Genomic DNA, 17,129 nt, shown 5'->3' on the forward strand with positions numbered 1-17,129 from the left:
CGTTAAAATTTCAATTAGCAATGAAACAGATTTTTGGATTGTTCGCCCTCTTGCTGGGCGTGTGTGCGGCAAACGCACAAACCGCTGACACCGTGAAGTATGCGGCTGGCAACGACTTGTACCGGGGGATTACCCGGAAACTCCCGTACCGCCAAATGGTTACGCCCTACGGCGTGGAAGTGACCTTTGCCAAGACGGTGCATATCATCTTCCCCGCCGCCGTCCGCTATGTCGATTTGGGAAGCAACCACATCATAGCGGGCAAGGCGGACGGTGCGGAGAACGTAATCAGGGTGAAAGCCACGACAGAGGGCTTTCCGGGAGAAACGAACTTCTCCGTTATCTGCGAGGACGGCAGTTTCTTTTCGTTCAACGCCAAGTACGCCCGTGAACCGGAAATGCTCAACATCGAAATGAAGGACTTCTTGGAGAATGAAGATACGTCCGACTTCTCGCATACCCGGATGAACATCCATTTCCGGGAACTGGGGAATGAAAGCCCGCTATTAGTGAAGCTGATAATGCAGAGCATCTACAAGAACAATGACCGGAAAGTGCGCCACTTGGGTAGCAAGCGTTTCGGCATACAGTTCTTAATCAAGGGGATTTACACCTATAACGGGATGCTCTACGTGCACACGCAGACAAAGAACAGTTCCAACGTGCCTTTCGACACGGACTTCATCAGGTTTAAGATAACCGATAAGAAAGTGCCCAAACGCACGGCTATTCAGGAAACGGTACTGGATGCGGTACGCAGCTACAACGAGGTGATAGAGATTGCCGGGAAATCGACCGTGCGCACGGTGTACGCCCTGCCGAAGTTTACCATTCCTGACGACAAGCTGCTGGTCGTGGAACTCTACGAGAAGAACGGCGGGCGGCATCAGACCATACGGGTGGAAAACGCCGACATCGTGAACGCAGAAGTGATTGACGAACTAAAAATCAAATAGGGAATGAAAAGACACATCTTTATAATGATGCTCTTTGCGCTGTGCCTGACCTCGTTTCAGGCACACGCACAAAGATACCTGCCGGGCATGAAAGGCTTGCAGGTCACGGCGGGCATGACGGACGGGGTGCATTGGAACGCTGGCAGTGATTTCGCCTACCACATCGGGGCGGCGTACAGCGTTTACACCAAGAACGCCAACCGCTGGGTGATTGGCGGCGAATACCTGCACAAGAAGTATGACTACAAGGATATGCAGATACCCGTAGAACAGTTCACCGCAGAGGGCGGCTATTACCTGAAATTCCTATCGGACAGACGAAAGACCTTTTTCCTTTCATTGGGCTTGTCGGCTCTCGCCGGGTACGAAACAAGCAACCGAAGCGAAAAGCTGCTGCCGGACGGCTCTACCTTGCTGGATAAGGACTGCTTCATTTACGGCGGTGCGCTGACGCTGGAACTGGAAACCTACCTGACCGACCGGGTGGCTCTGCTGTTGAACGCAAGGGAACGGGCGTTGTTCGGCTCGGACATAGGCAAGTTCCACACGCAGGTATCTTTGGGACTGAAATTCATTATCAACTGACCGCTATATAATAATGTATATGAAGAATGTAATGTATAAAATCATCATGGGCTGCTACATCGTGGCCGCCCTCGTGCTTGTCACCGCCTGTAATGACAACTTGGATATTCAGCAGGCGTACCCGTTCAGCATCGAAACACTGCCAGTACCCAAAAGGCTGAAAGTCGGGGAAACCGCCGAAATACGCTGCCGACTGGTGCGTGGCGGCTATTACCAGCCGACTACCTATCAGATACGGTATTTCCAGCCGGACGGCAAAGGAAAGCTGGAAATGGATAACGGCACGGTGTTCCTGCCCAACGACCTTTACCCGCTGGAGAAAGAAACGTTCAGGCTCTACTACACCTCGGCATCGACCGACCAGCAGACGATTGACATTTATATCATCGACAGCTTCGGGCAGATGCAGCAACTTACACTATCATTCAATAATGACAACAGCGAAGAAGGAACGGAAACAATAACCCCCTAATAACAAAACGACATGGTAAAAATAGAATTGGATATAGAAGGCATCTCGTGGTACATAGAAACCACGTTGGAAACAGATACAGTTCCGGCAGTAGGTGACATCATCATTGTGGACAAGGACTGTATTTCCGAACGTGACAGTGCTGAATTATGGAAAACGCCGTCCAATCAGGTTTTCAAATGGGCGGACGAAGAAGATGATGCGCCCGTAATGGTATGGTTCGATTGCGAAACGGAAATGCTTGTCAATAAACGGACATGGAAATATGACATCGAGGAAGAAGAAACCGTGTGCATACTTGGTGTAAAATTTATTCACTATGAGGATTTATAGTTGCGACATCCGTTTTTATCATCCTCTTGGGAAACCGGGTATGGAATGATACGCAAAGCGTAAATATCGGGCAGACAGCCCGCCGGGAAGCATCGGCGGGCTGTTTCCATGATAGGGAAAACGAAAGGCTTCTTTGTTACTTTCTTCACCCGCTGGCAGGCTCACGGAAGAAAGTAACGGCGGCAAGCAGCCGCCGTCCTCTATCAACTGGTTTTAAGGCTCTTTATGGACGTGTATTTCTCTAACCACACCTTTACCTGCTCCATGTTATATTCGCCCGTGATGGTTGCCGTATGGTCGTCTATGGCTACAAACCGGACACTTTCATAGCTGTTTACCCAGCCTTGCAGGGAACAGACGCCCCACGTGTCCACATCTGCAAAAACACTGCGGTCTATCCGGCTGATTGGCTCGCCGAAAACTACCGTCATTATCTGAAAGTCCGGTTTGTCCTCCAACAGTTGCAAATGGTGCAGCGTGCCGAACTCGTCTATTTTGCGCCCCCACGCCCACACATCATTATACAAATCATCGCCCCACTGGTGCGGGTGGTCGAAACGGACTTTTACCTCTATGGTGTGTTCGTTTTCTTCTGTGTCCTCGATAACGCCCGTTACCATTAAGCCCGTAAAAATACACTCGCAACGCCTGCCGATAAGCTCCTTGTTTACTTCTGTCGTTTTCATGTCCCTGAAATTTACTTGTTTATTACTCCGTTCTTCTTCGCTACCCATTCGTCACGCCTGCGGCGGCACTCGTCCAGCGTTTTGGCTACCGTGCTGAAAAGTTCGCCGTCCGTGTGGCGGTAGTCATATTGATAATAAATTTGTCCCCTGAAAGCCCCTAAACGGCATTTCACGAACTTTTCTTCTCCCGGTGTTTGGGTGATGCTTACCCCGTTTTTGTTAAGTGACTGCATGATGTCTTATTTTTTTATGGTTATAAACTTGGTTGTTTTAAGCGGGCAGGGCTTTGACACCCCGCCCGGATTGGTTGTTATGCCGCACGGAACACAAAGCCGTCATCAAACCAGTAATCGCACATGAACAGGTCACGGGCAAACTGTTTGTAATCGAAATAGGTCTTTGCGAACTCCGGCAGGTCGTAACATTCCTCTACAATTTCATAGGCGAAATCTTCTTCATCGTCATATTCCCCTTGATATTCATCCCGGAAATCACGTACAAGGTCGTCCGCATCTTCCTCGCCCAAATCATGGCTTTTATAGTTGCACCACACGAAAAAGGCTTCCTGCTCGGTGTCGCTCAAATCCTCCACCGCATCACGCAGGGCGAAGAAGTTTTCAGAAATCCAGCTTTCGTCGATTAAGCCCTCCGGCACGTTCTCCCAGTCCTGAAACATGTATTCCGCATCTTCCTCGTCCTTGTGAAGTTCCCGGCAGGCTTCATAAAATTCTTCCTTGTCCGAATAGTCCGAAAGGTCGAGCCATGCGCCGGACAATGAACCGTTGTTGTACTTGGCATAAGTGCCTACATAAACTTTTGCTTCCGATAATACCTTTGCTTCCATATTGCTGTAATTTTTAAGTTTTTAATTTTATGCGGATTTGAGAGGTGAGGGAGTTGAAGTTTCACTGAACTTTTTTCCTGTTTCCCGTAAATCCGACTTTTTTTTTATGCGTCTTCCGGTCGGGTCGGTCGTTTTCGTTTCACATAGGCGTAAAAGGGTAGTGTTTAGAGTTTGCAAGGTTTTGGGCAAAAAATACCTCGCAAGGCAGGGAAGATTTTTTCGCCAAACCGGAACGGCTCGACCTTGCAAAATCGTGAAGAACACGTAACTACCTTTGCCTATTGAAATGATTAAAACGACTGTCCCGGCTGGGGGACTGCGTAAGAGGAAGATTTACAGATAGGGAAACAGGGGAAAAGTGCCTGTTCTCTTTCATCTTTTAGGGAACACTCCATGCGGGCGGGAAAGGCAAGGGTGTTGTGAGCTTGCTTGCAATACGCTTGTGCGGGTTTCCAACGGCTCTTTTCACGAAATACAGTCAGCCATGCCACGCACGGCTGGCGTTTCGGGGAATGTGCCAGTTGGAAAAGGATATAAAAAATGCGGGTAGTCGGTGGACTGCCCGCAAGGTGGAAGAATGTACTTTATTGGGATATAGTTTGTTAGGCGGAATTTCGTTACCGAAATCGTTACCTATTCGTTTTTGTCACGGTTATAGGTAACGAAACCTACCGGGCGGCGTTCTTTCTGTTGTTTCGACTGGCTCAAAAGCTGGGTAAGGGCTTGGTACAGTTCGTTGAACTGCGCATCGGTGCTTACCTCCAGTTCCTCGATGCGCCTTGACAGTTCCTCGTAACCGATTGCCATTTGGCGCATGAGGACAAAAGCCCGCATGATTGAAATGTTTACTTCTATGGCTACTTTGGAGCGGAGAACCGAAGAAAGCATGGCTACGCCCTGCTCGGTGAAAGCCATAGGCATAGCAACGCCGAAGTTGTAATCAGGGGGTATCACAAAATGTGATACCCCTATGGATAACAGCAAGTTAGCTTCCTCTCGGGTGAGTACAAACATAAAATCACCCGGAAAACGCTCGATATTGCGCTTGACCGCCTGCTTCAAGGCTCGTGTTTCCACTTGGTAGAGTTCTGCCAAATGATAATCGAGCATCACCCGGCAACCTCTGACCTCAAAAATCTTGTTTTGGATAATCTGCAAATCCATAATCGTATATTTTAGGAGATTTAGCAATGTTGGAATAATAGTAAGGACTGGTCACAAATTGTGACCAGTTCCATATAATCAAGATTACATGGCAACTTCCTTGTAAATCTTCTCGATGCCGACAAACTTCTTGTCAAGCCCCTGCATATCGCTGCCTATCTTGCTGTTGGTGATGCGGGCGTAGATTTGCGTAGTTTCTATGTTTGTGTGTCCCAGCATCTTGGACACCGTTTCAATGGGTACGCCCTTTGACAGCGTGGTGGTCGTGGCGAACGTGTGCCGGGCAAGGTGGAATGTCAGGTTCTTTTTAATACCGCATATATCGGCAATCTCTTTCAAGTAGGCGTTTAGCTTCTGATTGCTGATTACGGGAAGTATCTTCCCGTCCGGCAACTTGCCCTTGTACTTCTTCAAAATCATCTTGGGAATATCCAGCAGGGGGACATTCACGTCCGTATTCGTCTTTACCCGCTTGGTGATTATCCAAAGGTTGCCGTCAAAGGACTTTTGGATATTCTCCTGCCGCAAATTGGCGACATCGCTGTATGCCAGACCGCAGAAACAGGAAAAGACGAACAAGTCCCTGACGTGTTCCAGCCGTTCGGAAACCATTTTCTTTTTAAGGATAATTTTAATCTCGTCCTCTGTCAGATAACCCCTGTCCACTTTCTCCAGCCGGATTTTGTAGCTGGCGAACGGGTCGCCCACCAGTATGCCGTTGTTGCGGGCAATGATGATGATACGCTTGAAGAACTGCATGAACTTGGCGGTGGTGTTGTAGCCGCACTTGCAGGCGGTACGCAAATACAACTCAAAATCGGTAATGAACATCGGGCTTATCTCCTTTATGGATATGTCCGATACGTTGTACTTGCTTTGGATAAATTCAGCGAGGTGGCGGCGGGTCACTTCATACTTGCGGTAGGTCGCTATCGTCTTGGATATGCCCACAAGCTGCTTCACATCGTCATTGTGCTTTTGGAACAATGAAAGGATTGTTTCGTGGCTCTCGCTATGACCTAAAAACTCGTTTTTCACTTTCTCGGCGGTCACGTAGTTGTCACGCCGCTGCATTTCGTGGTAAATGGTATTCAGGGAAGAACGTATGTCGTCCAAAAGGGCGTTTATCCTCCCGGCATCCCTGCCTTTGGCTTTGCCCGCAGCCGTGTTCCAGTTGTCGGGCTGGATGCTCTGTTTCGTACTGAACTGGCAAAGTTTGCCGTCTATGGTGATGCGTGCCATAATCATAACCTCGCCGTTTTTCTTTTCAGAACCTTTCTTCAAATAAAAAAGAACCTTGAATGTCGATTTCATAACTCAAAATTTTTAGTTGCAAAATTAGTTTTTACCTCTCGTTTTCGAGTTATGCAGACTATGGACTAATATAGTCATTATCAGGTCATTTATGGACAATTCGTTACCGTTTTTGTCCGGCAGGGAATAGGTAACGATTTAGTAACGAAACTTTGTCTTTTACCGTACTTTTGAAGTCTTGGAAGCAGGACTTTCGGGCAATAAAAAAAGCCACAAATCATTGATTTGTAGCTTTTTGTCCGTTTGCTGACCATTTCTGTCCAGCACGTTCAGCGGAGAGACAGGGATTCGAACCCCGGGTGCCTCGCAGCACAACGGTTTTCAAGACCGCCGCAATCGACCACTCTGCCACCTCTCCAAAACTTCTTTTTCAGAAGTGCTTTTCTTTTAAAGCGGTGCAAAGATACAAATCATTTTTTATTCTACAAACTTTTCTGCACAAAAACAGAGCAATTATACCAAAATTCTTGTTTATACCCACTACGGAACGAACATAACGGCATTTAGGCTATTTGTTGAAATTTATCAAGGGCAAGACAGAGTTTTATAACTTACTGGCTATCAGTATATTTACAAAGAGCCACATTCAGTATACGATTGAACCCTATTCAGTATACGACTGAATGGCATTCACTATACGACTGAATTAGGTTCAGAATACGACTGTTCCTTAAACCTACATCATTTGTAAATAATGCAGATTATTATTCGGTTCTTGTTTCAATTCATAAACCACATATAAAGAAAGTATTAACATCTCTACTCCCCCGGACATTCACTACCTAATAATAGTTATTTTATGCTGTTCAACATAAAAAGAGAAGTATCTCTTATAAAATTACGGAATTTATTCAGTATTTTTGCGCGCTCTAAAGGATAACATTATCTAACCTACTAACAAAAACAAATTTTATGGAATTGAACAAAACCTTTACCAATGGGCTTTGGAATAAAGAAATCAATGTCAGTGATTTCGTCAGTAAAAACATCGCACCCTATACCGGGGATGCATCTTTCTTGCAGGGACCTACCGAACGTACCAAACGTATCTGGGACATCTGTCTGAAGGCTCTCGAAGAAGAAAGGAACAACAATGGCGTCCGTTCACTGGACAATACCACCGTATCTACCATCACTTCTCATAAAGCCGGGTATATTGATAAGGACAATGAACTTATTGTCGGTTTGCAGACTGATGAACTGTTGAAACGATCCATCAAACCTTTCGGAGGCATCAACGTGGTAGCAAAAGCATGCCGTGAAAACGGAGTGGAAGTGGACGATAAAGTAAAAGACATCTTCACCCATTACCGCAAAACACATAACGACGGCGTATTCGATGTATATACCGAAGAAATCCGTTCCTTCCGCTCACTGGGATTCCTTACCGGATTGCCCGACAACTATGCCCGCGGACGTATCATCGGCGACTACCGCCGATTGGCTCTCTACGGCATCGACCGTCTGATTGAAGCCAAGCAGGAGGACTTGCGCAACCTCACCGGCCCGATGACCGAAGCACGCATCCGTCTACGCGAAGAAGTGGCAGAACAAATCAAAGCTTTGAAGGACATCAAGGTTATGGGCGAATATTACGGACTCGACCTCAGCCATCCGGCTACATCAGCTCAAGAGGCCGTGCAATGGGTATACATGGCATATCTTGCTGCCATCAAAGAGCAGGACGGAGCAGCCATGTCACTGGGTAACGTATCTTCGTTCCTCGATATATTCATTGAATACGATCTGGCTCACGGAAAAATCAATGAGACGTTTGCACAGGAACTGATAGACCAGTTCGTCATCAAGCTGCGCATGGTACGCCATCTGCGTATGCAATCATACAATGATATCTTTGCCGGTGACCCGACTTGGGTGACCGAAGCCATCGGAGGACGCTTCAATGACGGACGCGTGAAGGTCACCAAGACTTCTTTCCGCTTTTTGCAGACGCTATACAACCTCGGTCCTTCTCCGGAACCGAACTTGACCGTATTGTGGAGTCCCGAACTGCCGGAAGGCTTCAAGGATTTCTGCGCCAAAGTTTCTGTAGATACCAGCTCCATCCAGTACGAAAACGACAACCTGATGCGTGAAGTGCGCAACTGCGACGACTACGGCATCGCCTGCTGTGTATCCTACCAAGCCATCGGCAAACAAATCCAGTTCTTCGGCGCACGTGCCAACCTTGCCAAGGCCCTGCTGCTCGCCATCAACGGTGGACGTTGCGAAAATACCGGAACTGTCATGGTGAAAGGTATTCCCGTATTGACCGGTGAGACATTGAAGTTTGAGGAAGTTATGGCCAACTACAAGAAGGTACTGACTGAAATAGCCCGTGTCTACAACGAGGCCATGAATATCATCCACTACATGCATGATAAGTATTATTATGAGAAAGCCCAGATGGCATTCATCGATACCGACCCACGCATCAATCTGGCATACGGTGTTGCCGGCCTTTCCATCGCCATAGACTCACTGTCCGCCATCAAATATGCCAAAGTCACTGCACGCCGCAACGAAATCGGCCTGACCGAAGGTTTCGACACTGAAGGTTCATTCCCCTGCTTCGGCAATAATGACGACCGTGTGGACCACCTGGGAGTAGACCTCGTTTACTATTTCAGCGAAGAACTGAAAAAGCTGCCTGTCTACAAGAATGCCCGTCCCACCCTTTCCTTGCTGACTATCACCTCCAACGTGATGTACGGCAAGAAGACCGGTGCCACTCCGGACGGACGCGCCAAAGGTGTTGCCTTTGCTCCGGGTGCCAACCCAATGCACGGACGTGACAAGAACGGTGCCATCGCTTCCTTGAGCTCCGTAGCCAAATTGCGCTACCGCGACTCGCAGGACGGCATCAGCAATACGTTCTCCATTGTTCCCAAATCACTGGGCCCGACACCGGAAGAACGTGTAGAGAACCTGGTAACCATGATGGACGGCTACTTCACCAAAGGTGCCCACCATTTGAACGTAAACGTACTGAACCGCGAAATGCTGGAAGATGCCATGGAACATCCTGAAAAGTATCCGCAACTCACCATCCGCGTTTCCGGCTATGCCGTGAACTTCGTGAAGTTGAGCCGCGAGCATCAGTTGGAAGTCATCAGCCGTTCATTCCACGAAAGAATGTAATATGATAAATGTACACTCCTACGAAAGTATGGGAACATTCGACGGGCCGGGTCTCCGGCTCGTCGTTTTCCTGCAAGGATGTCCGTTCCGTTGTCTGTATTGTGCCAATCCGGATACGATTGATGTAAAAGGAGGCACTCCCACCACTCCGGAAGAGATTCTGCAAATGGCTATCAGCCAAAAGGCATTCTTCGGGAAGAAAGGAGGTATTACTTTCTCCGGCGGTGAGCCTACCCTGCAAGCAGAAGCGCTGATTCCTCTTTTCAAGGAGCTGAAGGCGAACGGCATCCATATCTGTCTGGACAGTAACGGAGGCATCTGGAATGAAAAGGTGGAAGAGCTCTTTAGCCTGACTGACCTCGTGCTGCTGGACATCAAGCAATTCAATCCCGAACGCCACCGTACGCTGACGGGACGAAGCAACGAACAGACACTCCGCACCGCTGCCTGGCTCGAAGAACATGAACACCCCTTCTGGCTGCGCTATGTACTGGTCCCCGGTTACAGCGATTCGGAAGAAGACACCCGCCTGCTGGGTGAAAGTCTTGGCAAATACCAGCAGATACAACGGGTGGAAATACTTCCTTATCACCGTCTGGGTGTTCACAAATACGAAGCCATGGGATGGGATTACAAATTGAAAGAAGTGAAGGAAAATACTCCGGAACAACTGGAACGGGCAGAAAAACTGTTCAAAGAGTATTTCACGAATGTGATAACCAACTAAAACAGAAAAGCAAGGCTGTCCGGATATGATTCCAGACAGCCTTGCTTTTCATTTATAGGGTAAGAATCCTATTCTTTCAAGTTATAGGTAATCTGCTGTACATCATCACTACTGCCACCCACCATAAAGACGAAATCACCAGGTTCTACCATATAATTCATCTCATTGTCATAGAATCCCAGTGCATCGTCAGTTATCTGAAAAGCTACAGTTTTGCTTTCACCCACATTCAGATGAATTTTCCTGAAGCCCTTCAATTCCTTTATCGGACGCGTAACAGAGGCTACCTTATCCTGCACATACAATTGAACTACTTCCTCTCCTGCACACTTACCGGTATTAGTCACTTTTACCGACACCTCCGTATGGACGCCTGCAGCCTTGCCCGGCAGCAGTTTCAAATCAGAATATCCAAAATCCGTGTACGAAAGCCCATATCCGAAAGGATAGGCAGGCTCAGTGGAAGCATCGATATAAGATGCCTTATAGGTCTGTTTCAATGCGGTAGGGCGGCCGGTGCTCTTATTCTGATAATAAATGGGAATCTGTCCTACGTGTGCAGGAAATGTCATGGGCAATTTAGCCGAAGGATTATACTCTCCCCACAACACATTGCATATGGCATTGCCGGCCTCACTTCCCAGCCACCAAGTACACAGTACCGCATCAGCATGTTCCCTTATCTCATTGAAGATTACCGGACGCCCACACATGACAAGAGCAATGACAGGTTTTCCAGTCTTTGCCAGTTCCGACACCAGCTTCTGCTGCCCCTCGGGTATGGCTATATTCACTTTGGAAGCCTTCTCGCCACTCTGACCGAATCTCTCGCCTACCGCCACAACAATGACATCCGAAGCCTCAGCAGCCTGTAATGCTTCCTGCAATCCGGTCAACTGATTGCTCTTCATATCATAGCCTTCAGCATAGCTCACCTCCAGTCCTTTCCGGACCAATGCATCATATAAGGTCACCACTTTGTTCCGGTCCGTAGTGGCAGCCCAAGCACCTGCCATATCGTACTGGGATTTTGAGAGTCCTCCTATCAAGGCTATCTTCCTCGTCTGTGCCGTCAACGGAAGCACAGATTCCCTATTCTCCAGCAATACAACGGAACGCTCGGCCATACGGAGCGAAGCATTACGGACTTCGGGCGCATTGAGTATTCTGGCCGCTCTTTCCGGATTACAGTAGCGAAAAGGGTCCTCAAACAATCCCAACTCATATTTCTTCTCCAATATACGCCGTACTGCATCATCAAGCACACTCTCCTTTACTTTCCCTTCTTGAACAAGCTCCTTCAGATAAGTCAAGTAGCAGGTACTTACCATCTCCATGTCCAGACCAGCATTCAGCGCTTTGGCTGCGGCATCTTTCTTGTCAACAGCATAACGGTGGTTCACCAATTCCTCTACCGAATTATAATCGGACACAACAAATCCCTTAAATCCCCACTGCTCTCTCAATAGCCGGTTGAGCAAGAAATCATTGGCAGTACAAGGAATATTATTAAAATCATTGAAAGCACTCATCACGGTAGCTGCTCCTACCTTTATGGCCGCCTTATAGGGAGGCATATAAAAATTGGCAAAGTGGCCCATTGACATATCCACACTATTATACTCCTTTCCTGCTATCGGTGCACCATATCCGGCAAAATGTTTCATACATGCCATGACAGTCGTCGTGTCTGCCAAATCGTCTCCTTGCAAGCCTCTGACACGCGCCTCCGCTACCCGAGAACCATAATAAGGGTCCTCACCGGCCCCTTCCATGACGCGTCCCCAACGTGCGTCCCACGAAATATCCACCATCGGGGCAAAAACCCAGTTCAAACCATCAGCGGCACTTTCCAAAGCATTGTAGCGTGCAGCTTCCTCAATCATGGCCAAATCGAAACTTGCAGCCTCGGCAAGCGGAAGCGGAAATCCGGTACGATAGCCGTGGATAACATCCAGTCCGAAAATTAAAGGAATGTGCAAACGCGATTGCAAAGCAAGCTCTTGATAACGGCGTATATCCTTTACTCCTATCACATTCAGCATAGAGCCTATTCTGCCTTGCCGGACATACTCTTCTTTAGGAATATTTCCACCGTCGGGTCCGGTAAAATTCCCTCGGTAGGTGCATTGTGCAAGCTGGCCTATCTTTTCATCCAGCGTCATCTGCTTCATCAAGCTTGAGATGAATTTCTCCTTCTCCGTAGTTTGTGCCGAGGTAAAGGTGTTACCAAGTCCCCACAGACAAACCATCAGTATTATTATCTTTTTCATACTGCCATTCTTGTTTTGATATTTATTTTATCATAAAACAACAGTTGCCTTCAATGGTAAATCAGCTGAAGAAGGACCTGCCAGAATCTCAAAAGTCCCCTTTTCCACTACAAACCGATGTGATTCCACATCATAGTAGGCAAAGGCTTCCTCATCCAGCAATATCCGAACGCGCTTGGTTTCACCCTTCTTCAAGTAAACCTTATCGTAGCCTTTCAACTCCTTCAATGGACGCGGAACAGAACATTCCACATCCCGCACATATACCTGAGCCGCTTCCGCAGCATCCATCTTTCCGGTATTCTTGATGTCAAAGCTTACCGTAACCCGGCTTCCCCCCGTCTTCTCAACACTCAGATTACTATATTCAAAACTACTGTATGACAGTCCATACCCGAAAGGATAGAGCGGCTGCTTTCCGTTCCGGTCATATCCCCTATAACCTACGAAAACACCTTCGGCATACTGCACCCGTTTATGAGGTACATTGCGATTGTCATAATAATTACCATATACCGGATTATCTTCCCATTTTTCCTCGATGCTGACTGGTAGTTTGCCACTTGGCGAAAGCTTGCCCGTAATGATTTCGGCAAGGGCCTTTCCACCCTCCTGCCCCGGATACCATGCCATCAAAATAGCTTGTACACTCTGCCCCCAATTGCGGAAATCTATTCCACCTCCGGCATTCACCACCACAGCCACATTATCATGAAGTGAAGCCACTTTATTAATGAGATATTCCTGCCCGTATGACAATGCAAACGGACGGTCGAACCCTTCACCTTCTGTACTGCTGTTGAACCCGGCACATACAATAACATTCCTGGCATGCTTCAGTGAAGAGGCCAAACGCTCCTCATCCATCATTCCTGCCTGGAAACTGACAGTCGCCTCACCCACATTATCAAAATATTCAATACGCAACCGGTATATCTCCCCTGCACTGACCTGCATAAATGCACTGCGGGTACTGAATGAATGGTTCCCCCAATCTCCGGTAATCAGCTTATCGTTTACAAACAGACGGTATCCGTCATCGCCAGCCAGCTGGAACTTGACAGTTCCATCCTTGTCAGCCTTGTAAACTCCCGTCCAACGGGCAGAAAACTGATCTACCGGCATGCCGTCGAACGGTGCACCGTATTTCCAGGCATGGTCTATGGCAGGCTCTATGGCAGCTTGAAAGAGTTCTCCGGTAAGATTACGAGTATTATAATATTCGCCCTTAAAACCGTTTTGCGTAAAACTGCCATCCGTATAAATCTGTTGGGACATATCCTTATAAAGAATGCTGTCAGACAGCAGCTCTATCTGTCTGCCGCCCTTCAACTGAACCATACCGTCATAGAGTGACACTACCGAATAAGGGGTGACAAATCCGCTTCCTCCTCCTGTGGGAATAATATCGGCATTAGGCCCGATTACCAATGTTCTACCGTTCCGGTAAGGCAACGTACCGTTATCATTTTTCAATAAGACTACTCCTTCTCTCGCCAAGTCAAGTGCAATTTCCTTAGACTGTGCATTGTCTTTATCGATAGATTTATCTTCTCTCGGAGTATCAAGTGCTCCAAAAGCAATCAATGTCTGGAGTATATGCCGGACTTTGGCGTCAATGGTCTCTTCCTTCACGATACCATTCTCTATTGCCGGAATAAGAATTTCCCTGGTCATGAATTTACCGACGGGCATTTCCAAATCCAACCCTCCATTAGCGGCTCCCACACCGGAATATACAGATGTCCAGTCAGACATCAGGATACCTTTAAATCCCCACTGCTTGCGTAATACATCAATGTTCAGCCAGCTGTTTTCGGTGGCATGTACCCCGTTCAGCGGATTATAGCTATCCATAACCGCCCCTACTCCTGCTTCCTGCACAGCTTTTCGGAACGCGGGAAAATAAATTTCCTGCAGCGTGCGTTCATCCACATCTGAGCTGGCATGATGTCTGCTCCACTCCTGGTTATTGGCCGCAAAATGCTTCACCGTAGCCATAACTCCCTCTTCCTGCACTCCCAAGATATATTCTTTAGCAGTTTCGCCCGTCAAATAAGGGTCTTCACCAAAATACTCATAGTTTCGCCCGCATAGAGGAGAGCGGTAGATATTGACTCCAGGCCCCAACAGAATACTTACCCCACGGGCCTTTGCATCCCGGGCCAAACCATGTCCCAGCTCTCTAGCCAACTTACGGTTCCATGTCGAAGCCGACAAGATGCCACAAGGATACAAGGTACTTTGAGTATTGTTACGTATGCCTTGCGGACCATCGGCCATCCTGATTTCGGGTATGCCAAGCCGGGGTACAGCCCGGATATAAAAAGATTTGGGACCGGAAATGTAATCGATTTTTTCTTCCAGCGTCATTTGAGAAACCAACTCCCTGGCACGCTGCTCCACCTGGGGAGTAATACACACTTGTGCTTTTGCCGTGATTGCACAACAAAGCAATAGCCCGCTTAAGGCTACTTTCTTTTTAATCTTCATTTTGTCTATTTTACTACGTGTTTGTTATATTGCCGGGCATGTCCCGACCTACTTTCTTTCTTCTCAATCAATAAAAAACCGTGTCCCTTCATCCACCAACGAAGAAACACGGCCGAAAGTTATTAAGAAAATTCTGAATCTACAAGAAAGTGGACAAAAACATGTCTGTCCTGCTATCAATAAGTAAGACGTATACCGGCCTGCAACGTAAAGTTACACGGGTTCTCCTTGCGTATAGTCTGTATCGACGAACCGTCATCAAAGAAATAAGATACTCCCGGTTCCACATACAGGCCCACCCTATTGCTTATGTTATACTGGGCACCGACAGCACCCATGACAGAAAGCTGTACCGGTTTCACAGTCTCACTCTCAGTACCAATCTTGCCATACACACATTTTTCAATGGCACCCCCCGCCGAAACGTACATCGTAAAGTTCTTTGCATCCACAAAGTTCCAGTTGGCCCGTACCGGAATGCCAATATAATGCAGCTTCTGGCTTATCTTTTCCGAGCTGCCCTCATACCTTACGTCAGAAGCAAGATAGGTATACGTCAGCCCGCTTTCCACAGAGAAACCCTTCGCCAAGTTTTTCCGCACCGAAACACCGAAACTGAGCGGTTGTTTATGGTCTATATCCGCAATTTTCTTTTCGCGTCTTTGCAGATAGGGCATACCATCCTTAAAAACCAGTTCCTGCCCGTCGGGAATAGTAACAATGCCATTGGCCGTAGAGGATAAATCTACGTTACCGCCATAAATAGGACTTCCAGGCATGTAGTCCGACATCACATTCGCTTCCCCTTCATTCGCCAATGAAAAACCTCCCGTATTTCCTACGGACAAGCCAACCGCCCATCCTTTAGCATCCCTACCAGAACTGTTTTTTTCCGGAAGATGCAGTTTGTCCCGGCCTGACGGACGATAGCGGTCTTCCCTTGTCTCCGGTTCCTCGGTCTGCATTGTAGTTTCATGGTCCGTATCTTCCACTACCGGTTCTTCCGCCTGCTGTCCAATACCGACAACCTCATCTGCAGTTTCAACCGGCAGCATTTCCTCCTGCTGTTCTTCGCCAACCGATATTCTGATATGTTGTGCAACCAAAGGGTGACTTGCCTCCTTATTGGGCGCCGATGCATTTCCATGTGCCCGATAAGCAGGCTCTATGGAATTAGTCCGTATGGCAGGTACTGTCTGTTCCGGCAAGACGTCCGGAGCCACAGCCAAAGCGGGCACTGACGTATGCCGCATTTCATTCCCTACCGGACTCTGCAACAGCCACAGACTGACGGACGAAACCGCCACCAGCAACACAGCTGCCGCGGCCACCGCCCAGCGACGGAAAGGTATCATCCTATGCGGTCCGGTTATCGGAGCTCCGGAAACGGACAATTCCTTCTCCAACCGCTCCCATCCGGCAACCGGCAGCGGTTCGGAATAGTCTTCCAGCTTGTCCTTTATCTTTTTCAACCACAATTCATCTTCCATACGTTCCTTCATTTAATCATTTCTTTTCATCCACTCACGTACTTTTGCCGCTAAAGTCGCTTTAGCACGCGTCAACTGCGAGGCAGAGGATTTTTCATTAATTCCCAATAGTCGAGCAATCTCCTTATGGGATTTCTCTTCAAAAATATATAAGTTGAATACGGTACGATAGCCGGCAGGCAATTCACTGATAAACTGCATTAGTACCTTTTGAGGAATGACATCTATTGACGAACCTTCCGGTTCCTCATAAGCTTCAGGTGCATTCTCCAAGGCCGATGACTGATTCATCACATCATTTTTCCGCAAATACTGCAACACCGTATTCACCATTACGCGTTCCATCCATGCCCGCAGAGAACCCTCTCCCCGCCAAGTGAACTTATCGAAAGAATCAAAAAGTTTCAGAAAACCGTCATGCATCAGGTCTTGGGCAGTCTCCCGGTCACCTGCATAACGAAGGCATACGCTGAGCATGCGTCCCGCATAGCGCTCATACAGTTCTTTGCGGGCAAGATTGTCTCCTTGCCTACAGCGTTCTGCCAATTCCTGTTCTTCCATTCTCTCTTTTAACACGTGTTTACCCTATAAATGCAATCGGCGCAAAAATACTGCATCAGGCAGAGAAGAAAATCATACTTTCATTTCTTT

General features: G+C 47.8%; 15 protein-coding genes and 1 tRNA gene. 6 read left to right on the forward strand and 10 right to left on the reverse strand.

The genetic code is table 11. From position 1 onward, the window contains the following. The first annotated feature begins 20 nt into the window (after positions 1–20). From traN to DXD65_RS18340, 4 genes are read left to right on the forward strand one after another with little or no spacing between them, the layout of a single operon-like run. Positions 21–956, forward strand: a complete 936-nt coding sequence (gene traN, locus DXD65_RS18325; RefSeq protein ID WP_053398660.1) for a conjugative transposon protein TraN — start codon at positions 21–23, stop codon at positions 954–956. A 3-nt stretch (positions 957–959) separates the two neighbouring features. Then, positions 960–1,541: a conjugal transfer protein TraO gene (locus tag DXD65_RS18330; RefSeq protein WP_007845747.1), complete on the forward strand. Its 582-nt coding sequence runs from the start codon at positions 960–962 to the stop codon at positions 1,539–1,541. Between the two features lie 13 nt (positions 1,542–1,554). Continuing rightward, positions 1,555–2,013 carry a DUF3872 domain-containing protein gene (locus tag DXD65_RS18335; protein ID WP_004329653.1) on the forward strand — a complete coding sequence of 153 codons (459 nt, stop codon included), beginning with the start codon at positions 1,555–1,557 and terminating at the stop codon, positions 2,011–2,013. Between the two features lie 12 nt (positions 2,014–2,025). Beyond that, positions 2,026–2,346, forward strand: coding sequence for a hypothetical protein (locus DXD65_RS18340; protein WP_004308767.1), 321 nt, complete (start codon positions 2,026–2,028; stop codon positions 2,344–2,346). Positions 2,347–2,549: 203 nt separating this feature from the next. Here DXD65_RS18340 and DXD65_RS18345 read toward each other — a convergent pair whose 3' ends face one another. The 6 genes from DXD65_RS18345 to DXD65_RS18380 form a co-directional block, all read right to left on the reverse strand. Continuing rightward, positions 2,550–3,032 (reverse strand): DUF6956 domain-containing protein, encoded by a 483-nt coding sequence (locus tag DXD65_RS18345; protein WP_007845751.1) that lies wholly within the window; start codon positions 3,030–3,032, stop codon positions 2,550–2,552. Positions 3,033–3,043: 11 nt separating this feature from the next. Next, the gene (locus DXD65_RS18350) at positions 3,044–3,265 is read right to left on the reverse strand and encodes a DUF3873 domain-containing protein (RefSeq protein ID WP_005924228.1); all 222 of its coding nucleotides are present in this window, start codon (positions 3,263–3,265) and stop codon (positions 3,044–3,046) included. 77 nt (positions 3,266–3,342) lie between these two features. Continuing rightward, positions 3,343–3,876 carry an antirestriction protein ArdA gene (locus tag DXD65_RS18355; RefSeq protein WP_004329650.1) on the reverse strand — a complete coding sequence of 178 codons (534 nt, stop codon included), beginning with the start codon at positions 3,874–3,876 and terminating at the stop codon, positions 3,343–3,345. Between the two features lie 633 nt (positions 3,877–4,509). Further along, positions 4,510–5,040 carry an ORF6N domain-containing protein gene (locus tag DXD65_RS18370; RefSeq protein WP_117887854.1) on the reverse strand — a complete coding sequence of 177 codons (531 nt, stop codon included), beginning with the start codon at positions 5,038–5,040 and terminating at the stop codon, positions 4,510–4,512. Positions 5,041–5,124: 84 nt separating this feature from the next. After that, positions 5,125–6,354 (reverse strand): site-specific integrase, encoded by a 1,230-nt coding sequence (locus DXD65_RS18375; protein ID WP_117887855.1) that lies wholly within the window; start codon positions 6,352–6,354, stop codon positions 5,125–5,127. A 273-nt stretch (positions 6,355–6,627) separates the two neighbouring features. Next, positions 6,628–6,712: transfer RNA gene (locus DXD65_RS18380), tRNA-Ser, on the reverse strand. Between the two features lie 554 nt (positions 6,713–7,266). Here DXD65_RS18380 and pflB point away from each other — a divergent pair. Further along, the gene (gene pflB / locus DXD65_RS18385; RefSeq protein WP_005831658.1) at positions 7,267–9,495 is read left to right on the forward strand and encodes a formate C-acetyltransferase; all 2,229 of its coding nucleotides are present in this window, start codon (positions 7,267–7,269) and stop codon (positions 9,493–9,495) included. A 1-nt stretch (position 9,496) separates the two neighbouring features. After that, positions 9,497–10,222: a pyruvate formate-lyase-activating protein gene (gene pflA / locus DXD65_RS18390; protein WP_005831659.1), complete on the forward strand. Its 726-nt coding sequence runs from the start codon at positions 9,497–9,499 to the stop codon at positions 10,220–10,222. A gap of 68 nt (positions 10,223–10,290) precedes the next feature. On the opposite strand, the gene bglX is transcribed toward pflA, so the two are convergent. The 4 genes from bglX to DXD65_RS18410 all read right to left on the reverse strand — a co-directional run bounded on the left by bglX (position 10,291) and on the right by DXD65_RS18410 (position 17,039). After that, the gene (gene bglX, locus DXD65_RS18395) at positions 10,291–12,495 is read right to left on the reverse strand and encodes a beta-glucosidase BglX (RefSeq protein ID WP_117589639.1); all 2,205 of its coding nucleotides are present in this window, start codon (positions 12,493–12,495) and stop codon (positions 10,291–10,293) included. Positions 12,496–12,525: 30 nt separating this feature from the next. Continuing rightward, a complete protein-coding gene (locus DXD65_RS18400; RefSeq protein ID WP_005832495.1) occupies positions 12,526–14,988 on the reverse strand; it encodes a beta-glucosidase in 2,463 nt (820 codons plus the stop codon). 176 nt (positions 14,989–15,164) lie between these two features. Then, complete coding sequence (locus DXD65_RS18405) at positions 15,165–16,490, reverse strand: porin family protein (RefSeq protein WP_005831667.1); 1,326 nt, start codon at positions 16,488–16,490, stop codon at positions 15,165–15,167. Continuing rightward, positions 16,491–17,039 carry an RNA polymerase sigma factor gene (locus DXD65_RS18410; RefSeq protein WP_005831669.1) on the reverse strand — a complete coding sequence of 183 codons (549 nt, stop codon included), beginning with the start codon at positions 17,037–17,039 and terminating at the stop codon, positions 16,491–16,493. Between the last annotated feature and the right edge of the window lie 90 nt (positions 17,040–17,129).

The sequence above is a fragment of the Bacteroides sp. 4_1_36 genome (assembly GCF_003466325.1).
In the GTDB taxonomy this organism is placed as follows: Bacteria; Bacteroidota; Bacteroidia; order Bacteroidales; family Bacteroidaceae; genus Bacteroides; species Bacteroides uniformis.